Source organism: Vibrio sinus, from assembly GCF_023634645.1.
Taxonomy (GTDB): Bacteria; Pseudomonadota; Gammaproteobacteria; order Enterobacterales; family Vibrionaceae; genus Vibrio; species Vibrio sinus.
Genome location: NZ_JAMKMR010000001.1, coordinates 416,856 through 440,318, shown reverse-complemented (window position 1 = coordinate 440,318; position 23,463 = coordinate 416,856). Strand labels below are relative to the sequence as shown.

Below are 23,463 nucleotides of genomic sequence, written 5' to 3'. Positions count from 1 at the left end.
ACATTCGTCAGGATTGATTAATTCTCGGCTTTTTGTGAAGTTTTCTTATCAGAAATTAAGGGGTGTCGATAATTGTTGTTCACTACCAGAGGGTTTTAGCTCATCTTTCATAAATCTGTCATATTGAATTTCTAATCTCCGTCTCGTCAGCTGACCAAATGCCAGCTGGCCATATAGAAAAGACATCATTTTCTTTAGTTTTACTTGAACACTAAAACTAACTCGGTCTGCATGAACATGTGAAGAAAAACGTTCATTTGGCCGAAAAACCAATGAAACTATATCCGGAGATATATTGTGAAACTTATCAAATCAGCTCTAGTATCATCGTTAATGGCTGCAGCATCTTTTGGTGCTTGTGCTCAAACTACGATCAATGGTGCTGGTAGCACATTCGCTTACCCAATTTATACAAAATGGGCAAAAGAGTACGCCAAAGATACGAATGTTCAAATTAACTATCAAGGTGTTGGCTCGGGTGCGGGTATTAGAGCTATTGAGTCGAAGACAGTAGATTTCGGTGCAACTGATGCTCCATTAACGGCAGCGCAACTGAAAGAGAAGCATTTAGTTCAGTGGCCAGCAGTAATGGGTGCGACAGTAATGGCCATCAACGTACCAGGTATCAAGCCGGGTGAGCTAAGACTAAGTGGTCCAGTTATTGCTGACATTTACCTAGGCAAAATTAAGAAGTGGAATGACCCTGCGATTGTTGCACTGAACAAAGAAGCCATCAAAAAAGGTGAGTTCAAGCTTCCAAATCACACAATATACGTTGTTCACCGTTCTGACGGCTCAGGCACAACATTTAACTTCACAGAATATCTTGATCAAGTGAGCCCAACTTGGCACAAGAAGATTGGTTTCGCTAAATCGGTAAGCTGGCCAAAAGAAGCCATTAACCTAGGTGGTAAAGGTAACGCTGGTGTGGCTAACGACGTCACTCGCACTCCTTACTCTATCGGTTATGTTGAGTACGCTTACGCCAAAGAAACAGGGCTGACGTATACGGCAATGAAAAACCGTGACGGTAAGTACCTAGAGCCTTCAATGAAGACATTCCAAGCTGCTGCATCTAACGCTGACTGGAAACACGCTCCTGGTTACTACTTGCTACTAAACAACCAGCCTGGTGCTGAGTCATGGCCAATGACTGCAGCGACCTTCATCTTGGTTCAAAAAGATCCGAAAAACCCAGAAAGAACTAAAGACGTCATTAAGTTCTACAACTGGGCATACAGCGAAGGTTCTAAAGCTGCTGAGTCACTATCGTATGTACCAATGCCACAAAACCTAATCAACATGGTTAGAAAAACATGGCAAAACGACATTACTCACGACGGCAAGCAAGTGATAACCGCTAAAACGCTAGCGAGTACAAAGTAATAACCTGAGCTTAAACGCCTCTATTCATTCGGCTAATGAGCCTGAGTGAATAGGGGTGACTAAATTATTATGACGACAACGACATTCAAAAATAAAGTCAATGGGGATTCAATTTTCAACAAATTGAGTCTTTCTAGCGCTTTAATTATATTTCTAGTCTTGGCTGGATTGGTGGTTTCACTGTTTCACGGTGGATGGCCAGCATTTGAAAAATTCGGTCTAGGCTTTATTTACAAAAGTGAATGGGACCCAGTAGGCGGCCACTTTGGCGTTGCAGCTGAAATTTACGGCACTCTGGTATCTTCTTTCATCGCCATCATTATTGCCGTTCCGGTTTCCCTAGGGACAGCCATTTTCTTAGCCGAGCTAACGCCTAGCTGGATCAGTGAACCTGTAGGTAAAGCGATTGAACTGCTTGCAGCGGTGCCGAGCATCATTTACGGCATGTGGGGGCTATTCGTGTTTGCACCTTGGTTTTCCAATGGCTTCCAAATGTGGGCAACCGAGCATTTAGCGACGCTGCCTGTCATTGGTCCCTTATTTGATGGTCCGCCAATTGGTATCGGTTTGCTCACCGCAGGCATCATTTTATCCATCATGATTTTGCCAATCATGACTTCATTGGCGAGAGATTCTTTGTGCTCCATCCCCAATGTTCTGCGAGAAGCTGCCTACGGTACAGGGGCGACTCACTTTGAGGTCATCACTAAGGTGCTCATCCCGAAAGTCAAAAATGCCATTGTTAGCGCAGGCATATTGGGCTTAGGGCGTGCATTAGGCGAGACAATGGCGGTCGCTTTTGTGGTCGGTGGCTCGGCAAACATTACTGAATCACTATTTATGCCTGCGAGCACGATCTCATCGACAATCGCACAACAGTTTGGTGAAGCGACAGGCACTATCTATATTTCTTCTTTGATTGGTTTAGGTGCAGTACTTTTCGTTATCACCTTTATTGTCATGGTCTTAGCTAAGCGCTTATTGAGGGATTCATGATGAACACGAGAAAACTGAAAAATCTATTATTTTGGTGCTTTTGCTCCGCGTCTGCGCTGTTAGGTGTGTTTATTGTATTGAATATTCTGCATACCTTAGTGCTGGATGGTTGGAAGGGAATCAACTGGGCGGTATTTACCGAGTTGACGCCAGGCCCAGGTGAGGCCGGTGGATTGAAAAACGCGTTAATCGGCAGTCTGATGATCACCTTTGTCGGTATTGTCATCGCGGCACCAATAGGTGTGTTGGCAGGAACATGGCTTGCAGATCAAGATAAGTCTAATCGCCTTGCAGAATACGTGCGTTTTCTAAATGGTATGTTGATGAGCGCGCCATCGGTATTGGTTGGCCTATTTGTATACGCAATTATCGTGGTACCAACGGGAGGGTATTCTGGTTGGGCAGGGGCCATCTCTCTGGCTGTGTTGGCGCTGCCAATGATTGTCTCTTCTACGGAGGAAATGCTAAGGCTCGTACCACCAACCCTAAAAGAAGCGGGTTCCGGTGTAGGCGCACCTAAGTGGCGTGTCATCACACAATTGAGCTATCGAGCAGCGGCACCGGGCATCATCACTGCGATTTTACTTTCGATTGCCCGTATTTCCGGCGAAACCGCCCCCTTACTGTTCACATCAATGAACAGCAACTTTATGTCAAAAGACATGAGCCAACCAATGGCTAACTTGCCAGTGACAATCTATCAGTTTGCGATGAGCCCATATACATCGTGGCAGCAACTAGCATGGGCTGGTGCGCTGATAGTGACAGTCTTTATTTTGATAATGAATATACTGGCGACTCTGTTGCCTAAGATGATGAAAGCGAGAAAAGCATGAATATCTCAGCAGCAGAAGTAATTAGCGAGAGCGAAATGACAACAATGACTATGAACCTAGCGTCAAATGATGAGGTAGCTCATCCTAAACATCGCATGGAGATCCAAAACCTCAGCTTTTACTACAAAAAAGGAACTAAGCCAGCACTAAAAAATGTTTCAATGCCGATTTATAAAAACCGCGTCACCTCGCTAATTGGACCATCGGGGTGTGGAAAATCGACATTACTTCGCACGATGAACAGAATTTACGATCTATACAGTAGCCAATACGCTGAGGGTGAAATCCTGTTAGATGGTAAAACGATTTTCTCGAAAACGGACGTCAACGATCTGCGCTCTAAAGTCGGTATGGTGTTCCAAAAACCAACGCCGTTTCCAATGTCCATCTATGACAACATGGCGTTTGGTCTAAAACTACAAGGTAAATCCAAAGCGGAAATCAAACAAAAAGTCGAATCAGCACTTAAGCGTGCTCACCTTTGGGAAGAGGTAAAAGACAAGCTTAATGCCGATGCCAATGGACTGTCTGGTGGTCAGCAGCAACGCTTGTGTATTGCGCGAACTATCGCATTAGAGCCAGAGGTGATTTTGATGGATGAACCAACGTCAGCGTTGGACCCCATTGCGACAGCCGCTATTGAAACCTTGATCACCGAGTTAAGAGATAAGTTCACCATTGTTATCGTGACGCACAACATGCAACAGGCGGTACGTATCTCGGATTACACTGGCTTTATGTATCTTGGTCAATTAGAAGAGTTCGGCGTAACCGAACAACTATTCGAGAACCCGACTAGAGATAAGACACGACAATATATTTCGGGTGATTTCGGTTAATCGCTTTTCGCTAATAGTTAAGCTCACGTCTCCTTGTAAAAATCTGTCGTCATAGCAAGGAGGCGTTCTTCTTAAAATGGCCGCTGTCTCAGTTTGGGTAAGCGGCCATTTTTTATGTTTTCTCTATAGCCAAGTGACTTCAAGATGCAGGGTACGCAGCAATGTGACTAACATTTAAATATTGAATGCGTATCTCGTTAATCTGTTCATGATTATTATCTTTGTCATCCATCCTTCAATCAAATGAAACATAAATGTCACATAGCTCACTTACAGTGGCACCGTTCAAGTAAAACTGACGGTACTTTAACCGCTAAAGGAAAATGTGATGAAAAAGACAGTGATCGGTGCAATTGCACTCTTCAGTGCTATGACTATAACCCCAGTTTCTGCGACGGAAACCATTTCTGCAGTAGGGTCAAGCAGTGTGACACCCCTAATGGAAGTGTTCTCGGAAACTTACAGCAAAGAACACCCCGATGTTTATATTGAGGTTCAAGGGCCTGGTTCTTCTGCTGGTGTAAAAGCGGCGAAAAATGGTTCTGCGGATCTTGGTATGTCTTCACGCAACCTAAAATCTTCTGAAAAAGAGCCCAGCTTGGTCGAAGAAGTGATTGCACGTGACGGAATCGCTGTCGTTGTCAATCCTAGTAACGAGTTGAAAAACCTTTCTGCAGAGCAAGTCACTGCCATTTATAAAGGTGAGGTGACCAACTGGAAGCAAGTCGGTGGAGCAGACAAACCCATCGTTGCTGTGACTCGTGACACGGCGTCCGGTACGCGCGGCGCTTTCGAAGACATCATGAAGCTTAAGCGCAAAATTGCTGGCAAAAAAGTGTCTGCAATTTCACAACGCGCTCAAGTCGCCAGTGGCAATGGTGCGCTGAAAACCATGGTTGCGTCTAACCCATATGCCATTGGCTATATCTCACTCGGTACGGTTGATAGCTCGGTTCACGCCCTATCAGTGGATGGAACACCCGCCACGGTAGCGAATGTGAAAAATGGCAGCTACAAAGTCGCGCGACCATTTTTAGTGTTGTACAAGCAAGGTCAACCTTCTCCCGAAGCTGAGAAGTTTTTAACATGGATGCTTTCTCCGCAAGCTCAAGAAATTGTCACAAAAAAAGGCTACATTTCAGTCAACTAAGTCATCTTCAACTATATTAAATTTTGCTCAGCTCCAATTTGGGCTGAGCGCTTTATGTTCACTTCGACATGTCGTTGTAATGCATCGAATAGTGAGAGCTTTATATGACCATCGCAACAAATAGTGACAAGTTTATGGATACTCGAGCGACACCACTTAGGAAAAGGGGTTTGCGAGAGAAAAAGCGCGTCGATTGGAAAGAGCGCCTTTTTCACGGAATACTATTAACCAACGCTATCGTCGGTATCGTATCACTGGCTGTGATCGCATACTTTATCGTAATGGAGAGTATTCCCGCATTCCAAGAAGCGGGTATTTTAGGTATTGTTTGGGGTCAAGACTGGTTGCCACCTGCTTTATATGGCGTGGCCACCATGATCGTGGCATCTGTGGTTTCCACGCTAGGAGCGGTTGTCGTTGGCGTGCCCATCGGTGTGCTAACAGCCATCTTTATCGCCGAAGTAGCGCCCAAGCGAGTCTCCGATATAATCCGCCCAGCGGTTGAACTGCTGGCTGGTATTCCTTCCGTTGTTTATGGCTTTTTTGGTCTTGTTATCATCGTGCCATTGATACAACAGACCTTCAATGTTCCTGCTGGCAACACGATCTTAGCTGGGATCATTGTTCTAGGTATCATGATATTACCCACCGTAATCACGGTGTCGGAAACGTCTATTCGAGCAGTGCCTCGCTCTTACAAAGAAGGCTCGCTCGCGTTAGGTGCTTCCAAAATATACACCATCTTTAAGCTGTTGGTGCCTGCGGCCCGCTCTGGAATTATGACCGGTATCATTTTAGGTATCGGGCGAGCGCTTGGTGAAACCATGGCCATTATTATGGTGATGGGCAATGCGCCCGCCATGCCACAAGGTATCTTAGATTCGGCAAGAACGTTAACGGCAAATATTGCGATTGAAATGTCGTACGCCAGTGGTGTTCACGCCAACGCTCTGTATGCAACGGGTGTAGTTTTGCTGGCGTTTATTATGATACTCAACGCTACGTTACTTTATCTAAATCGTGAGAAGGCGAGGTAATGACCATGGATAAAGCCAAGCTCAAACGTACCAGAGAGTTTCAAGACAAACTATTAAATGGTTTTGTTTGGCTCGCAGCTGGTGCCACCGTCGGTTTACTGTTTTGGATTATTTGGTACATATTGTCCAATGGCTTGCAGCACGTAGATTGGAATTTCATCACAGATATTTATACCCGTACTGGTGATGAACAAGGGATTTTTCCAATGATTGTCGCAACGATTTATATGGTGCTTGCGTCAATCGCGGTTGCAGCGCCACTTGGAATCATGACGGCGATCTATTTGACTGAGTATGCCAAGGTGGGCAGCCGTTTGGTCAAAGTGATCCGTTTTTGCACCGAATCACTAGCAGGTATCCCATCGATTATATTTGGTTTATTTGGTATGACATTTTTTGTCGCCATTTTGGGGCTCGGGTTCTCAATCTTATCTGGTGCGCTGACCTTAAGCATTCTGATACTGCCTGTGATAATTCGTACCACCGAAGAAGCGTTAATGGCGGTCCCGCAAACCTATCGCGAAGGATCTTATGGCTTAGGTGCTTCTAAGCGTTATACCGTCTGGCGGTTGATATTGCCAAGCGCGATGCCAGGTATTTTAACTTCGGTGATTTTAAGTATTGGACGTGTCATCGGAGAGTCGGCGCCAGTCTTTTTAACGGCAGGCATGGTGGCACGAATTCCCGAGTCACTGCTCGACTCAGGCCGAACACTGACTGTCCACCTATACAAACTCACCACGGAATTGTTTACCGTTGATGAATGGAATCAGGCATATGGCACTGCTACCGTCCTGATTGCGCTTGTTTTACTGATTAATATGGTGACCAAGTTAATCGCGAGAAAACTCAATACTGCAACCTACTAGCAGTGGACAAGAGAACAAGACAATGAACAAATTTGATATTGAAAATTTAGATCTATTTTATGGTGATAATCAGGCACTGAAAGCGATTAACTTGCCTATTCCCAACCGCCAAGTCACCGCGCTAATTGGTCCATCTGGTTGTGGAAAATCAACATTATTGCGCTGCTTAAATCGTATGAATGACCTAATTGAAGGCGTGAAAATAACGGGTAAGCTTGAAATGGATGGCGAGGATATTTACGGCAATATTGATGTGGCCGATCTTCGTATTAAGGTGGGCATGGTGTTTCAAAAACCCAATCCATTTCCGATGAGTATTTATGAAAATGTGGCTTATGGACTGCGCGCTCAAGGTATTAAAGATAAAAAGCATATTGATGATGTGGTTGAGCGTTCCTTAAAAGGAGCGGCGCTTTGGGATGAAGTGAAAGATCGGCTGAAAACCCCGGCGTTTGGGTTATCGGGTGGTCAGCAGCAGCGTTTATGTATTGCTCGAACAATAGCCATGGAACCCGACGTTATTTTAATGGATGAGCCAACATCGGCGCTTGACCCAATAGCCACGCATAAAATCGAAGAATTGATGGAAGAGCTTAAAAAGAACTACACCATAGTGATAGTGACGCACTCCATGCAGCAAGCTCGTAGGATATCAGATCGAACCGCGTTTTTTTTAATGGGTGAGTTGGTTGAGCATGACGACACTCAAATTATTTTTTCGCAGCCACAAGATGACCGAACTCAGGGTTATGTGAACGGAGAGTTTGGCTAACTTGGTTGCGAAAGTGGAGGAATTATAACTATAAGCGATGGTATTTTTGCCCCTTTTAAAAAGGGGCTTTTTTTGTTGGATTATTATCAGCTTAACCTTGTGTCATAGTGACTAGTTGCTCAATATGTCGTGCTGAACTCTTGCGCGGGTTATATTTATGCAATATATATTAAAGAATAATTATAAGTAACGAGGATGGCTAGTATGACTCAATTAATGGACCAAGGAGCGGAGAAGCCGCAATCGTCAGATTTTCACTCAGGTGAAGCCTCAGCACACGATAAAGAAGCGCTTAATGAAAGTCACGTGGTGAACGGTGAAGATGCGTTTGCTCAGGTAAATGCAATGAGCGACATGGCCTATAACATTTCAACGCCGACCGGAAAAACACTAAGATGTCGCTCTAAATATATCGGCATGCATTCCAACAACTTGCTTTTTATTGAAAGCCCAGTGGTTACGCCTCAAGAGTTTGCGGTATTTTTCCAGCGAGGTTTTCCGATTAAAGCATGTGCGATTTCTCAAAAAGGCGAAGGCGCTAGAATTTATTTCAAAAGTAAAATTGAGTATGTCGTGCAAGCTGGACTCAATAGTATTGTCATTGTCTCTTTACCAAGCGCAACTCAAGTCGATTACAACTTGCGCTCTGAAGCTCGGCTGGAAATTGCGCTGGAGGGCATTTTGGAGCCAGAAGAGAGGAAATTTCTTTGTGAAATCCGCGACATTTCGGCGAATGGATGCCAAATTGTCGTGAGCAGAACCGCGAATGAATATAAAGTGGGCAACCACATTGAGTTACAGATCTTGTCTGACAATAGCCCAGTCGTGCAAGGGGTAATAAAAAATAAAAAACGCTCTAACCAATACTGGAAATATGGTGTGCAGTTTGAAGAGACCTGTCAGGAGACCTCGATTGAATTGGTCGAAAAGTTGCGCTTTGATCAATCGATCCATAAATATCTTTTATAATCTTGTGGTTTATCGTTAACAAAAATCTGAAAATCCGTTTATATCACTAAACCCGCAGCAAATAAGATTGACGAAATAGGGCGTGCGTAGACAATATTAGGGTCTAATATATGTTACTAATTACAAAATTATAATTTGCCTGATCCTACTATGAAAATTATTGCTGTTACTGCGTGCCCTACTGGTATTGCCCATACCTATATGGCCGCAGATTGTTTACGTAAAGAAGCGCAAAAGCGCCACATTAGCCTAAAAGTCGAAACTCAGGGCGCGATGGGTATCGAAAATCCTCTTACCTCCAACGACATTGCTCAAAGCGATGTTGTACTCATTGCTTCCGATGTTGAAGTGGAACAGGCCGATAGGTTTACCAACCGCAAGGTTCTGCATGCTTCTATTGAAGAGGTATTGACCAGTGTGGGATCCGTGTTAGAGCGCTGCCTAACGGTATGATTGCCAGTCGAGTGACGTTTTACGTTGCCAATCAGGGGATCCCTGGTTGGCAGCTGAATGAGTTAAAAACTATTGCGGGTTTGTTTCGCTCCGTCATCGTTCTGACCAACTTATCTAGAGGTAAAGAAGCTAACGTTGAGCAGAGTTTAAAGGCAATGAGCGTCAAAAACTGTGCTGGAGATTTGTGCCAATTGGTGATTGAAGGGCTCGACGCAGAGCTCGCATGTATGGTGTTTAGTGAGTACTTTTCCGAACATCATCATTTGATTGCTACGACACATAGCCAAAAGCGTATGGCAAAGGAAGATTTTCGCCAGCTTCCTTTTGAAAAGTTAGCGGTGCCCACTCGTTGGTCATTTGTTGATGAAGGTGCGGCGAGCAAAATAGAAGTGCTCACCTGCGCGGCATTGCAGACTAACCCCCAGTTCGCCGATGAGTTATTAGCAGCATTACAAGCGCGAGAAGCGATTTCTTCTACCTTAATCAGCGATCGGATAGCCTTACCGCATATTATCCACGATAAGGTGGATAAGCTCACTCTCGTCGTTCACCACACCAATTGCGTTGTGCCATGGGCAGATGAACGACCCAACCCAGAAATTATTATCACTTTGTTGGTGCCAGTGACCAAGGAAAGAGATATTTTGCTCGCTTGTACACGATTAACTCGTTGGCTACTAATCGAAGAAAATCAACGTCATTTACTGAATAACAATGATGAATTCCTCATCAAAGTAATCTTATATCATGTGATGGCGAGTTATACGCCAATGTGAGAATTGGCACGGTATTCACTAGGGGTAACGCCCGTTTTCGCTTTAAATACTCTAAAAAAGTAATTCACGTCTTGAAAGCCGCAACGAGTGGCCACTTCAGCCAGCCTAAAATCGTAACGTTTGAGCATAAATTTCGCTCTATCAATCCTTACCCAAGAAATATAATCAGCCAGCGTCATATGTCCTTGTTTGCGAAACATGCGTGACAAATGGTTAGGGGATATATTGAAGCGATTGGCAATATTACTTCGGGTAATGGAGCGATGAAAATTTTCTTGTATATAAATGCATATGCCTTGATATAAATCCTCTCCACGATTGTGAGTCGCATTACTTGGCTGATCTAGGATACTGCTACAGTAATGCAGTAGTGCTAGAAGTAGATGCTCATCCATTGGCTGTTTATTGGTTTCACGGGCTAATGCGTTTATGGCTTCTAAAATATGATCGATAGCATGGCCTGTCCTTGTTGGTACGCTGTGTTTACGTACGTCTGTAAACCCCTCTTGCCCCTTTTTTTTCCCTACTAAGCTAAAACCTAATTGTCGTCGGCCAAACAGAAGGCTTAGCACTAGACAAGATTCTTGCCAATGCGGTTTATTCCAACAGTTTGGTGGAACGTATAGCGCATCACCTTGAAGAATATTCACTGTACTAATGCCGTGGTCTTGATCTTCAATTTCATTGATGTAGGTTCCCCTGAGTACTAATTCAAGACGTGGAAAATTCACTTGATAGCTAAATGGTGGAGGTGTGGAATGATCACCACCAAACCAAATGCGATTAAAATTACTTCTATCCCTGAGTGATGTTTCAATGATGTCTTTAAAACTGTCCATTGACTTACCCCCTGAATTTACTGCTAATTAGTGAGTCTTTAACTGGTACTTATGTCCAATTCTAAATTTTGTTTATGAGTATTGGAATATGAGAAAGTAACAAAGTTTTACAGAATTTAAAACTAACTATTTGAAATTTAATGATTAAATATTATTCGTTAAAGGATTTTAGTTATTGACAGAAGTAAGACTAAGATCACGTTTATATAACAATGTTACAATAATCCAGTAAATGCATTATTACTGCACTATTGCTTCTCGCTATATTGCTACAAAATAAATTCGAAAATTTAATAGAAATAAAGAAATTTATATGCCTGAGTGACTGGGGCAAGAATAACGTTTACAACTATTCCAAATATAGGTGGGACAAATGATCACTCAATTAATTAATGAGAATTTGATTAATTTGAATCTCAAAGCAACGAGCAAGGATGATGTGTTTAAAGAATTGATTGAGATTCTTTATCAGCAAGGTCGCATCAATAACAAAGAACATTTTTTGGCGGACGTGCTTGCCCGCGAAGAGCTGGGTAATACAGGGTTTGAAGATGGCGTTGCACTACCGCACGCCAAAAGTGCGGCAGTGGTTGAACCTGCAGTCGTCATTGGCGTTAGCCAGTCTGGTATTGAATATGGTGCAGAAGATGGTTTGCCATCGAAGCTGTTTTTTATGATTGCTTCTCCCGACGGTGGTGCCAACCATCATGTGGAAGTGCTCGCTGAGTTGTCCTCTAAGCTGATCGAAGAGGGCTTTATACAGCGTTTTCTCAATGCCACTGATGAGGGGGAAGCGCTTGAGTTGTTGCTTGCCAAAGATCAAACTGAGCACGCTGAACCATCAGAAGAAAACGGTTTTCTGATTGGCGTGACAGGCTGTCCGGCGGGTGTGGCCCATACTTATTTGGCGGCAGAATCACTCGAGAAAGGCGCTGCGGAGCTAGGGTACAAAATCAAAGTAGAAACGAATGGCTCTATTGGTGTTAAAAACAGTCCTACCACGGAAGAAATTGCCAATGCCGACGCCATTATTGTGGCTTGCGATAAGCAAGTGGATATGGCACGATTTGCTGGTAAAAAGCTGATTGAAACAGGCGTTAAAGCACCAATTAAAGATGCCACTGGTGTTATTCAACAAGCGTTAGACGCCAGCCCCTATCAGACTAACGAGCGAAGCCTTGCTTCTAGCGCCACAGATAAGGGGACAGGCACTCGTTCGGAATTATACCGTTATCTGATGAATGGGGTGTCACATATGATTCCATTCGTAGTGACTGGTGGTCTTCTGATTGCGCTATCTCTTGCTATCGGTGGCCAACCCACGCCATCTGGTATGCAAATTCCTCACGGCAGCATGTGGAATAAGGTGTTGGATGTCGGTGTGGTTGCTTTCCAACTGATGATCCCTATTCTTGCAGGCTACATCGCCTATGCGATTGCAGACAGGCCAGCCTTGGCCCCAGGTCTGATCGGTGGCTGGATTGCTAATAACGGTTCGTTTTACGGCGCACATGCTGGCACCGGGTTTATTGGCGCGATCATTGCCGGTTTGCTGGTGGGGTATTTTGTAAAGTGGGTAGCAAGCAGAAATTACCACAAATTTATTCAGCCTCTCGTGCCAATTATGATAGCGCCCATCACAGGTACCTTGTTTATATCAGGCCTATTTATCTTTGTTATCGGTGCACCAATCGCAAGTTTAATGCATTCACTGACAGAGCTTCTCACAGCGATGAGCACAGGTAACGTTGTGTTGTTGGGCATTGTACTTGGTGGTATGGCTGGCTTTGATATGGGTGGCCCATTTAACAAAGTGGCCTTCTTGTTCTCGGTGGGTATGATTGCCAGTGGGCAAACTCAATTCATGGGCGCTATGGCTTGCGCGATACCAGTTGCGCCTTTAGGGATGGCGATTGCAACCGTTATTGGCCGCAAACTCGATATCTTCGAAGAGGCAGAAATTGAAGCGGGTAAAGCTGCTGGCGCAATGGGACTGGTGGGAATATCTGAAGGTGCGATTCCCTTTGCCGCTCAAGATCCTATTTCTGTCATTCCAGCGAATATGATAGGTTCAATGGTGGCAGCAGTTATGGCATTCTCTTTTGGCATTACCGACAGCGTGGCACACGGTGGACCCGTAGTTGCTTTGCTTGGTGCAATGAACAAGCCTGAGCTGGCATTATTAAGTATGCTGGTCGGTGCCATTGTAACAGCGCTTGTTTGTGTCACATTGAAAAAAGTGCGTAAACAGCGCTCGGCGGCACTCGCTGTGGCTTAAAGAAGTCAATTTTTTCGGCCCTCTCTTTTGGGAGAGGGCTAATTTTCTACAACGCGCTAGTGTTCTAGCATATGCTCCTGGTTGAGTCTCTCCCGCAGGCGTAACCAATTGTTGTACTCCCGGTCAGGCATGTTCGGGAGCTTTTTTATTAAGGTGATTTCAAAATGTCGGACGTCCAAGGTTCATGCTTTTATCTCATGCACAATGTCATTCAACATTATGCGTGGGGAAGCACAACATCCATTCAGGAACTATTTGGTATCGAGAACCCAGACCAACAACCCCAAGCAGAGGTTTGGATGGGAGCACACCCAAATGGTTGTTCACAAGTTATTGTTGATGGAACAAAAATCTCACTGGCTGAGCTTATCGAACAAAACAAAGCAGCATTCTTGTCTGACGCTACCAAAGCCAAGTTTGGTCAATTACCGTATTTATTCAAAATCTTGGCAGCAGACAGTGCATTGTCTATTCAAGTTCATCCTAGCAAAACGTTGGCCGAGCAAGGCTATGCAAGAGAAGAAGAGCAGCAGATACCCTTAAAAGCCAGCTATCGGAACTATAAAGATCCTAACCATAAACCAGAGCTTGTCTACGCTCTGACCCCTTATCAAGCCATGAACGGATTTCGTAGTTTCGACAGTATCGTTTCATTATTCAAGCAGGCCAATATCAATGCGATAAAGGATCTGGTTGAAGAGTTTTCGGCAAATGTCAGCTCAGCTGGCTTAGAACGTTTCTTTACAAAGCTACTTTCTTTGCAAGGCGAGGTTAAAGATAAGGCGGTTTGCGAACTTATCACTTACGCCAAAAATCATAGTACATCGACAACAAATAGCTTGATAGTCGAGTTGGCAACGCAATATCCGGGAGACATCGGCTTATTTGCGCCACTCATGCTTAATGTGATTACGCTTAAGCCCGGTGAGGCCATGTACTTAGATGCCTTAACACCTCACGCTTATATCAAAGGAGCTGGGCTGGAAATCATGGCCAATTCCGACAATGTTCTTCGAGCAGGCTTGACACCTAAGCATATGGACGTGGACGAATTAGTTCATTGCACTCGATTTCAAGAAAAGTCGCAAGAATCACTGGTACTTCCGCCCACTGTCGAGGAGGGGGCACAACATTACTCAATACCTGTCAGTGACTTTAAGTTTTCGGTGTACTCGCAATCGAGCCAACGGTTAATTGAGGTGCAAAGTGCTGAAATACTTTTACCGATTGATGATGTGCTGCAATTGAGCCATTCGTCGGGAGAATCGGTCACCATTGAAGTCGGACAATCTGTTTTCATTCCAGCGTATGCCAAAAACTACAAAATGAGCTGCAAAGGCCGAGTGGCTAGGGCGTATAACTGAGGCAAAAGAATTAAAATATATATGATTATAGGGGGGTTGAATGTTGATAGGGTTTGATATTGGTGGCACCAAGATAGAAGTGTGTGTCCTCGATGATGAAGGTCATGAGTTAAAAAAGAAGCGACAACCGACACAGAGAAACTACCGAGGTTTTATCGAGCAAATTGCTTCCCTCGTAGCCGAGTGTGAAGAGGAGTTTGGCCGTATCGATAAAATTGGTATGGGTTTGCCTGGTGCTATTAGCCCGGCTACTGGGTTGGTTAAGAATGCCAATAGTACATTTCTTAACGGCAATGACCTAAAACATGATTTGGAAGTAAAACTTGATAGGCAAGTCCAAATTGCTAATGACGCAAACTGTTTTGCACTATCTGAAGCTGTTGATGGCGCAGGTAAAGAGGGTCAGCTGGTATTTGGTGTGATTATTGGAACCGGGTGTGGCGGTGGTTTCGTATTTGATAAACAAGTGATTGTTGGCCCAAATGCGCTGTGCGGCGAATGGGGACATAATCCATTGCCAAGTTATCAGCCTGATATCGATGGCCCTGAGCGAGACTGTTATTGTGGCCGCAAAAACTGTATAGAGACGTTTATCTCTGGCACTGGTTTTGGTGTTACGGGTGAACAGGTTTATTCACAACCAGTTCCCACTGTTGAGATTATGCAGCAATACCGTGAAGGGAACGCGAAAGCCAAGCAAGCCTATTCATTGTTAGTGGATCAGATGGCACGTTGTCTTGCGTCTATCGTAAATATTCTTGATCCTGATGTGATTGTGCTTGGCGGTGGGCTTTCAAATGTGGATGAGCTCTATCAAGATTTGCCGCAAGCTATGGAAAAATATGTTTTTTCAGATTCAGTACGCCTTAATGTCCGCAAAGCAAAATATGGGGACAGCAGCGGTATTCGCGGTGCGGCTTGGTTGTGCAGTTAGTGCTAATTTTATGGCATAAGTAACAAATGGGCAGGGAGCGCCCATGTTTTTGGAAACGTAATTATTCGTATTTATCGCGCTTACTCAGGTATATACCTGAGCATCTCAAAGCAACTTGTGTATATAATGTAGGAATTAGCATTTAATTTACACAGAATTGACGATGAGAAAAGTAGGTAGGCCCAACGTGGATGACAATGTCAGTGAAAAACTGCTTGTTTGTGCACGAGATTTATTTGCAAGTATGCCATATGAGAAAGTATCTATTCGCATGATTGCCAATAAAGCAGAAGTGAATAGCTCTATGATCAGCTATTACTTTGGCAGTAAGGAAGGCTTGTTTGAAGCGATGTTTCTAAAAACGACGGGCCCTATCTATCAGAAATTGCAAGGTTTGGTACAAAACCCCACGGGTGATTCACTGATTGAGTTGATCAGCAAAATTGCTGATGAATTCTTAAAAGCACCCATGATCCCCAAACTATTGACTCAGGCCATGAACATGCCGCCATCTGATGCTAAAAGGAAGCTAGTAGAGCGCCTGATGGATGAGTTCTCCAAACCCCTATACGAAGTGGTATTTAGCAAACTTATCGAAAATGAAGTCATTCGTGAGGATATGGATCCTAGAATGTGCCGCTTGTCCTGGATAAGCTTGGTCATGTTTCCATTTCTCCTTCCCGCTGGTGTCTTTGACCTATGCAAAGGTATTGAAGACTCAGAAGAATTCTTTAAAAACTTAATGACCCACAATATCAAGCTAATGACCCATGGTTTTATTAAAAGTGATGCGGTGCTGGATACGGGTGAGAGTTGAGTTTTAAGGCAAACTAGCAAATTTATAGAACCCCTAGTTGGGAAGGGGCTCTCGTTAGGTTAGGCTTAAAAGCGGTATGTCACACCTATAGTGAACATATCTACAGAGGCGACTTTGTTAAGGTCATCTGCAGTAGCGTTTGAATCGGTAAACGCTGCTGGACTGTCTCCAAATATATGGCTGTAAGCGACATTTACGCCAAAACCGTTTTGGTAGTCATAGCCTACACCGAGCTCGATTTTTGGTAGAATTTTATGGTTTTTATCCGAAGAGTGATTGTTTAGGACACCAGCTTTGTCTACGTCAAACTCTTGGCTTGTGTATGCAGCACCGCCTTTGGCAAACACATTGTAGCGTGATTCGAAGTTATACTTGATGACACCCATAAGGTCTACGTTATAGCCCTTGTAAGTCCTATTTAGAGTTTCTCCGACATAGTTTACAGTATATTTATTATCGGCATATTTTGAGGCACCTAGTTCAATACCGTAGTTAAGTTTTTCTTGGCCCCATAGATAGCCCAAGTCAATACTTCCGGCTCCCCCGCCTAGCTCATCGGAAGCACTTGTAGCACCACCAGTAGCCAAAGAAGCCAAATCAACATCGGGGGTATCCATTCGACCTGACCCTAAGTTAACCCCTACATACGCTCCAGGAGCGGCATAGGATGCTGCAGAAGCTAATAAAGTAGACAGTAAAAATCCGAGCTTAAGTTTTTTCATGATGCTTTTTCTATATAAAGTGATTAAATTGCGAATAGATTTCATTCGCTTATATTTTAGGGCGTGAAGTATATAGAAATAGATTGGAGTTACAATAATTAGACAATCGATTAATTGATCATTTTACATGAGCTTTACAAAATCTTGGGAGGCGATACTCCTGTGTTAAAGCCATGTAAATTTAATTCTTTTCGTTTAATTAATGCTATTCTTCACGCTTCAAGTATCGAGACCTAGTTTGCACAGGTTGAATGTATTTACCGGAGGTACGTAGTGTCCGAGTGGTTTACTGCTCCTGCTCTTATTGCAATGTTGCTGATCTTTATTGGATCGTTTGTTCAAACCGCAATTGGTTTTGGATTGGCCATTGTTTCAGCACCCTTGTTATTTGTGATTTCACCCAGTTATGTGCCTGCTCCAATCGTCATTGTTGCCTTGTTTGTCGCGTTACTCAATGCGATCAAATATCGCTCAGATGTGTCAGTAGGTGGGTTAAAACTGGCCTTATATGGCAGGGTTCCTGGCTCAATTGCGGGCGGGTTTCTTTTAGTGATGGTGTCTAGCCAAATGCTATCGTTGTGGCTTGGTCTACTGGTACTGTTTTCCGTTGTGGTGAGCTTGCTTCCCTTTCGAATCGATCCGACGCCCACTCGAATGGGCATTGCTGGCTTTTTCTCGGGCTTTTTTGGTACCAGCTCTGGGATAGGGGGGCCGCCAATGGCTTTATTACTCCAGCACCAAGAAGCCAATCAGTTAAGAGGAAATTTGGCCGCTTTTTTTGTCTTCAGTTCGATTATGTCTTTGATTGTTCAAATTCCATTTGGTTACCTCACATTGCATCATCTATGGATAACCATTCCGTTGTTGCCCCCAGCCTGGCTAGGCTATTTTATCGCGCGTAAAACGACTCACTCATTACCCAAAGACAAAATTCGTTATGGTGCACTTGTGTTGTGTTTGGTAAGTGGCTTAACTGCGATCTGGCAGGGTATTATGGGTTAGCCAAGCCTAGATGTATTTTGTTATATTCATAACCTTGGTGAATTAAATTTGTGCGAAATCATGACAGAAATTTCACCAATTCAGTTGTAATGTCCAGCAAGATATAGTCAAGTGAAATTACTGTGAGTTGTGGATATGAGGTCACTCCGGTAAAGAACGCAAATGAGCATTTAGGTAGGACGTATGAGAACAATAGGCAATATAATTTGGTTTTTATTAGGCGGGGTGATCATGGGCTTATTGTGGTGGATGTTTGGCCTTATTGCATTCATCAGTATTATTGGTATTCCCTGGGGAAAAGCGTGCTTTGTATTAGGCCGATTTTCTTTCTTCCCGTTTGGCTATGAAGCCGTTTCAAGAAACGAGATTTTTCGTGAACAAGATATTGGAACGGGCCCTTTAGGCTTCATTGGTAATGTTATCTGGTTTTTTGTTGCTGGAATTTGGCTCTCCCTTGGTCATTTGGTGTCCGCCGTCGCGTGCTTTGTGACAATTATAGGGATTCCGTTTTCCCTACAGCACCTGAAGCTAGCGGTCATTTCTTTGGCACCAATAGGCAAGACCGTAGTCTCGAAGCGTGAGCTTTCTTGGGCAAAGTATTCTAGATAAGTAAGTCGTAACAGCGATACCTGAATTTCAGGTATCGCAGACGTTTTTACAATAGTCACGCTTTACGCTTAACCGAACCACTGAAATAGAGCCACGGCAATCGCGGTACCTATAAGTGGAATGATAACGGTAAGTGCTGCTACCGGCCCATAGGCATCTTGGTGTGTTTCCCCGCAAATAGAGCGAATGGTGGTGACCACATAGCCGTTTTGAGGCAATGAATCCAAAGCACCTGATGAAATGGCTATCACTCTATGTAGCGCATCAGGGTTGACACCAGAATCAAGGTAATGTGGTGCTAGTAAAGGTAACGCAATGGATTGACCACCGGATGCTGACCCTGTCATTGCCGCTATCGCTGATACCGCAACGGCTGCGCCTACTAACTCATTTCCTGGCATCGCCGTCAAATAGTTAACCGCTCCGGCGAATGCAGGAGACATTTTCGCCACCGAACCAAATCCAACCACAGCCGCTGTATTGCCGATTGCTAACAAAGAACCAGTGGTACCACTACCTACTGTCATACTTATATTCGAAATGTATCGAGTGTTTAACAACCAGGCGGTGAGACAGCCAGATAATAGAGCTAAGATTAGTGCGTATTGGGCAAAGGCATTGTGTCCTAGGTAAGTGACTACCAGCACAGCAAAAATGGGTAACGCAGCAATCATTGGGTTAGGCAAGGCTTTGTCTTCAATGACGGGATCACCTTCACGAGCTTGAAAGTGCTCGCCATTGGCCACGGCTTTACGCAGCATTCTTTGCATCCAAAGGTAACCAAATAAGGCCATAAATACCGCAACGATCAGGCTCACTTGCCAACCAGCGTACGGAGAAGTGCCCAAGTACTTAATCGGAATCCAATTTTGGATTTCTGGCGAGCCTGCGGAAGTCATGGTAAACGTCACCGAGCCAAAAGCCATGACTGCGGGGATAAATCTTCTTGGTAAATTAGCCTGTTTAAATAGGCTTAGGGCAATTGAGTAAGCAGAGAAGGCGACCACGAACACGCTTACCCCGCCGTAAGTTAACACGGCACAGACCGCAACAACGGCCAGAGCGGCATTGTGTATACCCAATTTGCTTACAATCCACCGAGCTAAGCTGTCAGCGCAGCCACTGTCTTCCATTAATTTGCCAAATAGTGCTCCAAGCAAGAACATGAAAAACCAAGAGGAAATAAAGCTGGTAAAACCGCTCATATAACTGTGTATGAAATCGTGATTCTGCGTGCCACTTGGCATGAGGGATAGCCCTCCTGTAAGCGCAATGATCATCGCCGTAAGTGGTGCAGCGATGAGAAGGTTCATCCCTCGGATGGTGAGGTAGATGAGCAGTGCAAGTGCACCAATGAGACCAAGCAAGCTGATCATATAAACTCCTAAACTTATGGGGTGTATTTATTAGTATTTTTAGGTCAATGAATCAATCAGATGATTTAATAGTGGGAATTGAAATCGAGTACTGACGTTCGGGGCAAGAACATAGCATAATCAACAATAGACATATAATGGGTGCGTTGAATATCTTTGTCTTTGTAAACAATTTGTTAGAGCGAGATCTCTTTAATATGAAAACGGATTGAAAGGAATGATTGGGTGACTGACCTAGCCACCCATTGTTGTTTAGGTATTTCCCCTAATCGGGGTTGAAATAAAAAATAGCCATGGAAGTAGAGGCCAACAATACAATTTGTTTGTTTGTTTCGATGTTGAGGTCATAGCAGGCGGTATTGCAGACCATGGTCCAACGTTGTTCATTATCACAAGGCAATACGAAACGAGTCGGGGAGCTTGTTTGGTTAATACAGTAAAAAAGCTCCTCTCCGGCACCATCTTGACCGATACTTATATGCAGTGCGAGGGAGTTCAGTTGATTCCAATCTTCATAATCCATTATCTCGCCGTTACATCGTTTCCAAAGCACGCGATTGTGATTTCGTTTCTCTCCACAAAAGCCTTCGATGATCGGAGCCATATATTGTTGCCTTGCTTGAACCATACCCGCTAACCACTGCTGAAACTGGCGTTTCGACGTATCGTCTGTCCAATCAAGCCAGCTGATCTCATTGTCCTGGCAATAGGCGTTGTTATTGCCTTGTTGAGAGTGCGATAGTACATCTGCCATGAGAATGTGAGGGATTCCAAACGAAAAGAGTAAGCTCGCCATCATGTTACGTTTCTGCTTCTCACGAATAGCAATGATGCGAGGGCTTTTGGTTTCTCCTTCAGTGCCATAGTTGTCCGAACGGTTATCGCCATGCCCATCTCTGTTTTCTTCACCGTTCGCTTCATTGTGCTTATGCTTATAGGAGACAAGATCTTGCATGGTAAACCCATCGTGATAAGTGATGTAGTTGACTGTCAGGTTGTATGGCCAGTCAGATGCACTATACAAATCTCTTGAGCCCATTACTCTTGTGGCATACTCATTCAAAAAGCCGAAATCACCTCGCCAGAAGCTACGAGTTATATCCCTTAATCGGTCATTGCACTCGTTCCAACCCGTGGGGAAGTGGCCAACTTGATAACCATTTGGCCCAATATCCCAAGGTTCAGCGATGAGTTTTACGTCACGCAGAATCGGGTCTTGAGCAACGGCTTTAAAAAAGGCTGACTCGGAGTTAAAGTCATCGCCATTTCTGCCTAGCGTAGCAGCTAAGTCAAATCTAAATCCATCGACTTGATACTCCGTCACCCAATATCTGAGCGTATCCATAACCAGGTTTAGGCTTGGTTGGTGAGTCAGATCGAGCGTGTTTCCGCAGCCGGTGTAATTGACGTGTTGTTCTTCATGCAAAAGGTAGTAGTGCTCATCAAGTGCTTTCAAATTGAAAATAGGCCCAGTTTCTCCTCCTTCAGCGGTGTGGTTATACACAACGTCTAATATAACTTCGATACCATGTTTGTGCAGCTCTCGTATGGCCGTTTTTAGTTCAAAAGGCGCGTTGGATAGGGCGTATCGTGGATCCGGAACCATAAACAAGAAAGGGTTGTATCCCCAATAATTGACCATGTCCATTTCGAGCAAGTGCGGTTCATGCATGCAGGCGGCAATAGGAAGAAGCTGGAGTGCATTAATGTTCTGCTGTTTGTAAAAGTCCAGCATCGCCGGGCTCACTAGTCCCAAATATTTTCCCCTATGTTCCGCTTCAACCAATGGATTGAGCTGAGTTACCCCTTTTACATGCGTTTCAAATAGAACCAATTGGGTTCTTGGAATGGCGGGTTTTACAGTGTGTTGCCAATCGAAATCGTCATCAATTACGACAGATTTGGCCAACTGGAAGCTTTTCAAAGAAGAAAAAGGTGGCTGATAATGTAGTGGTTGATCGAGTGCTTTTGCGTAAGGATCGGAAATTAGATGAGGAATGCCCTCAAGTTCAATTAGGTATCCGTACCTTTGCTCAGCGTGTATTTCGTCAATATACGTATGGCGGATGCCGTTGTCGACGTTATTAAGCGTATGCACATGATAGTGATGTCCGCTGCCTTCAAACAGAACCAACTTGACATTATCTTTGGGGGCATAAATAGAAAAATTACAACCGTTAGAATCTAACGTCGCTCCGAGTGGATAGGGGCGAGAACGTACTTTAGTCATAGTCATAGGTTATGCTGTGCTCACGAAGCTATAGAGATCGCTTTGTTAAATTACGTTGAGAGAATCATAATATATCCTTACTGTAATTTTATTTCACTTATCCATCTGATTCATAAAGAAATGTGACTAGTTTCTCCTTATGTAGGGGTTATTTGATTAAATTACCTTATATACTCTCTCTAAATCCTGCATCTCGAAGTAACTTGGGTATCTGTTGGGTATAAAAGCGCAGTTTAGGTTCCATCCGAAGTCTAATTGTAATAACCTTACTCCGTCTGCTAACACGGACAATAAATAATTCTCAGGGCGGGGTGAAATTCCCCACCGGCGGTATGTCTCAAATGAGGTAAGCCCGCGAGCGCTCACGTATTGTGAGGTCAGCAGATCTGGTGAGAAGCCAGAGCCGACGGTGATAGTCCGGATGGGAGAGAATTAACGCACACTAGATCATAACTTTGACGATGATCTGGTGGTTTGTGTTTTGTCCCTCAAATAGCCCTGATTCTGGTAGTAACTGAAGGAGTAACCATGAATCAGACATCTTTACTTGCCCAATATGGCTCACCAATTTCTCGCGTAGAGAACGCTATCCTCGCTTTACAAAATGGTCAAGGCGTTATGCTGCTTGATGATGAAGATAGAGAAAACGAAGGCGATTTAATCTATTCGGCGGAGCACATCACGCCTGAACAAATGGCATTAATGATTCGTGAATGCAGTGGCATCATTTGCCTGTGTTTGACCGAAGAGCGCGCCAATCAATTAGAGTTGCCACCTATGGTTGAAGACAATAATAGTGCAAATCAAACCGCATTCACCGTGACTATTGAAGCGAAACATGGTGTGACAACTGGCGTATCTGCACAAGACAGAGTTACAACGGTTAAAACAGCCATTGCCCCAAATGCCTTGCCTTCGGACTTGGCGAGACCAGGACATGTATTTCCACTTCGCGCTCGCTCTGGTGGTGTATTCAGCCGCCGAGGGCACACAGAAGGGACAGTCGATTTAATGCAGTTAGCTGGGTTAAATCCTGCGGGTCTGCTTTGCGAGCTGACCAATCCAGATGGCACAATGGCGAAAACGCCCGAAATCGTTACCTTTGCTCAACAGCATAATATGCCGGTACTCACTATAGAAGATATCGTATTTTATCGTAGCCAAATTGACCAGAAGTCGGCATAGAATGGGCAAACCAGCATCATTCTG

The 23,463-nt window shown here is 44.2% G+C and carries 22 protein-coding genes and 1 riboswitch; of the genes, 18 read left to right on the top strand and 4 right to left on the bottom strand.

From position 1 onward, the window contains the following. Nucleotides 1-297 precede the first annotated feature (297 nt). From pstS to M9194_RS01850, 11 genes are all read left to right on the top strand, one after another. Nucleotides 298-1,386 (top strand): phosphate ABC transporter substrate-binding protein PstS, encoded by a 1,089-nt coding sequence (gene pstS / locus M9194_RS01900; protein WP_250610637.1) that lies wholly within the window; start codon nt 298-300, stop codon nt 1,384-1,386. A gap of 69 nt (nt 1,387-1,455) precedes the next feature. Beyond that, nucleotides 1,456-2,382 (top strand): phosphate ABC transporter permease subunit PstC, encoded by a 927-nt coding sequence (gene pstC / locus M9194_RS01895; protein ID WP_250610636.1) that lies wholly within the window; start codon nt 1,456-1,458, stop codon nt 2,380-2,382. Further along, on the top strand, nt 2,382-3,218 hold the full coding sequence (gene pstA / locus M9194_RS01890) for a phosphate ABC transporter permease PstA (RefSeq protein ID WP_250610785.1): 837 nt from the start codon (nt 2,382-2,384) through the stop codon (nt 3,216-3,218). Before pstC (M9194_RS01895) ends, pstA (M9194_RS01890) begins: the two co-directional genes overlap by 1 nt. A gap of 50 nt (nt 3,219-3,268) precedes the next feature. Continuing rightward, nucleotides 3,269-4,057 carry a phosphate ABC transporter ATP-binding protein PstB gene (pstB, locus tag M9194_RS01885; protein WP_431769388.1) on the top strand — a complete coding sequence of 263 codons (789 nt, stop codon included), beginning with the start codon at nt 3,269-3,271 and terminating at the stop codon, nt 4,055-4,057. 328 nt (nt 4,058-4,385) lie between these two features. Then, nucleotides 4,386-5,207, top strand: coding sequence for a phosphate ABC transporter substrate-binding protein (locus M9194_RS01880; protein ID WP_250610635.1), 822 nt, complete (start codon nt 4,386-4,388; stop codon nt 5,205-5,207). Between the two features lie 104 nt (nt 5,208-5,311). Then, nucleotides 5,312-6,244: a phosphate ABC transporter permease subunit PstC gene (pstC, locus tag M9194_RS01875; RefSeq protein ID WP_250610633.1), complete on the top strand. Its 933-nt coding sequence runs from the start codon at nt 5,312-5,314 to the stop codon at nt 6,242-6,244. A gap of 5 nt (nt 6,245-6,249) precedes the next feature. Continuing rightward, nucleotides 6,250-7,113, top strand: a complete 864-nt coding sequence (pstA, locus tag M9194_RS01870) for a phosphate ABC transporter permease PstA (RefSeq protein WP_250610631.1) — start codon at nt 6,250-6,252, stop codon at nt 7,111-7,113. Nucleotides 7,114-7,135: 22 nt separating this feature from the next. Then, the gene (gene pstB, locus M9194_RS01865) at nt 7,136-7,885 is read left to right on the top strand and encodes a phosphate ABC transporter ATP-binding protein PstB (protein WP_250610630.1); all 750 of its coding nucleotides are present in this window, start codon (nt 7,136-7,138) and stop codon (nt 7,883-7,885) included. A 204-nt stretch (nt 7,886-8,089) separates the two neighbouring features. Beyond that, nucleotides 8,090-8,854, top strand: coding sequence for a PilZ domain-containing protein (locus tag M9194_RS01860; protein WP_250610629.1), 765 nt, complete (start codon nt 8,090-8,092; stop codon nt 8,852-8,854). A 150-nt stretch (nt 8,855-9,004) separates the two neighbouring features. Beyond that, nucleotides 9,005-9,307: a PTS fructose transporter subunit IIB gene (locus tag M9194_RS01855; RefSeq protein WP_250610628.1), complete on the top strand. Its 303-nt coding sequence runs from the start codon at nt 9,005-9,007 to the stop codon at nt 9,305-9,307. Then, complete coding sequence (locus M9194_RS01850; RefSeq protein WP_250610627.1) at nt 9,304-10,083, top strand: PTS sugar transporter subunit IIA; 780 nt, start codon at nt 9,304-9,306, stop codon at nt 10,081-10,083. The genes M9194_RS01855 and M9194_RS01850 overlap by 4 nt, the downstream gene beginning before the upstream one ends. Here M9194_RS01850 and M9194_RS01845 read toward each other — a convergent pair. Then, complete coding sequence (locus M9194_RS01845; RefSeq protein ID WP_250610626.1) at nt 10,068-10,922, bottom strand: helix-turn-helix transcriptional regulator; 855 nt, start codon at nt 10,920-10,922, stop codon at nt 10,068-10,070. The genes M9194_RS01850 and M9194_RS01845 overlap by 16 nt on opposite strands. 373 nt (nt 10,923-11,295) lie before the next feature. Here M9194_RS01845 and M9194_RS01840 point away from each other — a divergent pair, with 373 nt between their 5' ends. From M9194_RS01840 to M9194_RS01825, 4 genes are all read left to right on the top strand, one after another. After that, nucleotides 11,296-13,200 carry a PTS fructose transporter subunit IIABC gene (locus M9194_RS01840; protein ID WP_250610625.1) on the top strand — a complete coding sequence of 635 codons (1,905 nt, stop codon included), beginning with the start codon at nt 11,296-11,298 and terminating at the stop codon, nt 13,198-13,200. Nucleotides 13,201-13,364: 164 nt separating this feature from the next. Continuing rightward, complete coding sequence (gene manA / locus M9194_RS01835; protein WP_250610623.1) at nt 13,365-14,564, top strand: mannose-6-phosphate isomerase, class I; 1,200 nt, start codon at nt 13,365-13,367, stop codon at nt 14,562-14,564. Between the two features lie 40 nt (nt 14,565-14,604). Then, on the top strand, nt 14,605-15,498 hold the full coding sequence (locus tag M9194_RS01830) for an ROK family protein (RefSeq protein ID WP_250610621.1): 894 nt from the start codon (nt 14,605-14,607) through the stop codon (nt 15,496-15,498). A 163-nt stretch (nt 15,499-15,661) separates the two neighbouring features. Further along, nucleotides 15,662-16,315 (top strand): TetR/AcrR family transcriptional regulator, encoded by a 654-nt coding sequence (locus M9194_RS01825; protein WP_250610619.1) that lies wholly within the window; start codon nt 15,662-15,664, stop codon nt 16,313-16,315. 65 nt (nt 16,316-16,380) lie between these two features. On the opposite strand, the gene M9194_RS01820 is transcribed toward M9194_RS01825, so the two are convergent. Continuing rightward, entirely contained in the window at nt 16,381-17,037 is a 657-nt protein-coding gene (locus tag M9194_RS01820; protein ID WP_250610617.1) for an outer membrane protein, read from the bottom strand. 309 nt (nt 17,038-17,346) lie between these two features. Here M9194_RS01820 and M9194_RS01815 point away from each other — a divergent pair, with 309 nt between their 5' ends. Beyond that, entirely contained in the window at nt 17,347-18,039 is a 693-nt protein-coding gene (locus M9194_RS01815) for a sulfite exporter TauE/SafE family protein (RefSeq protein WP_250610783.1), read from the top strand. A 183-nt stretch (nt 18,040-18,222) separates the two neighbouring features. Next, nucleotides 18,223-18,648 carry a YccF domain-containing protein gene (locus M9194_RS01810; RefSeq protein ID WP_250610616.1) on the top strand — a complete coding sequence of 142 codons (426 nt, stop codon included), beginning with the start codon at nt 18,223-18,225 and terminating at the stop codon, nt 18,646-18,648. 68 nt (nt 18,649-18,716) lie between these two features. Here the strand turns inward: M9194_RS01810 and M9194_RS01805 are convergent, their stop codons facing one another. Next, the gene (locus M9194_RS01805; protein WP_250610615.1) at nt 18,717-20,024 is read right to left on the bottom strand and encodes a GntP family permease; all 1,308 of its coding nucleotides are present in this window, start codon (nt 20,022-20,024) and stop codon (nt 18,717-18,719) included. 265 nt (nt 20,025-20,289) lie between these two features. Further along, complete coding sequence (gene glgX, locus M9194_RS01800) at nt 20,290-22,254, bottom strand: glycogen debranching protein GlgX (RefSeq protein WP_250610614.1); 1,965 nt, start codon at nt 22,252-22,254, stop codon at nt 20,290-20,292. 293 nt (nt 22,255-22,547) lie between these two features. After that, nucleotides 22,548-22,691: riboswitch (FMN riboswitch) on the top strand. A 91-nt stretch (nt 22,692-22,782) separates the two neighbouring features. Between glgX and ribB the strand changes: the two genes are divergently transcribed. Beyond that, the gene (gene ribB, locus M9194_RS01795) at nt 22,783-23,439 is read left to right on the top strand and encodes a 3,4-dihydroxy-2-butanone-4-phosphate synthase (protein WP_250610613.1); all 657 of its coding nucleotides are present in this window, start codon (nt 22,783-22,785) and stop codon (nt 23,437-23,439) included. The last annotated feature ends 24 nt before the right edge of the window (nt 23,440-23,463 follow it).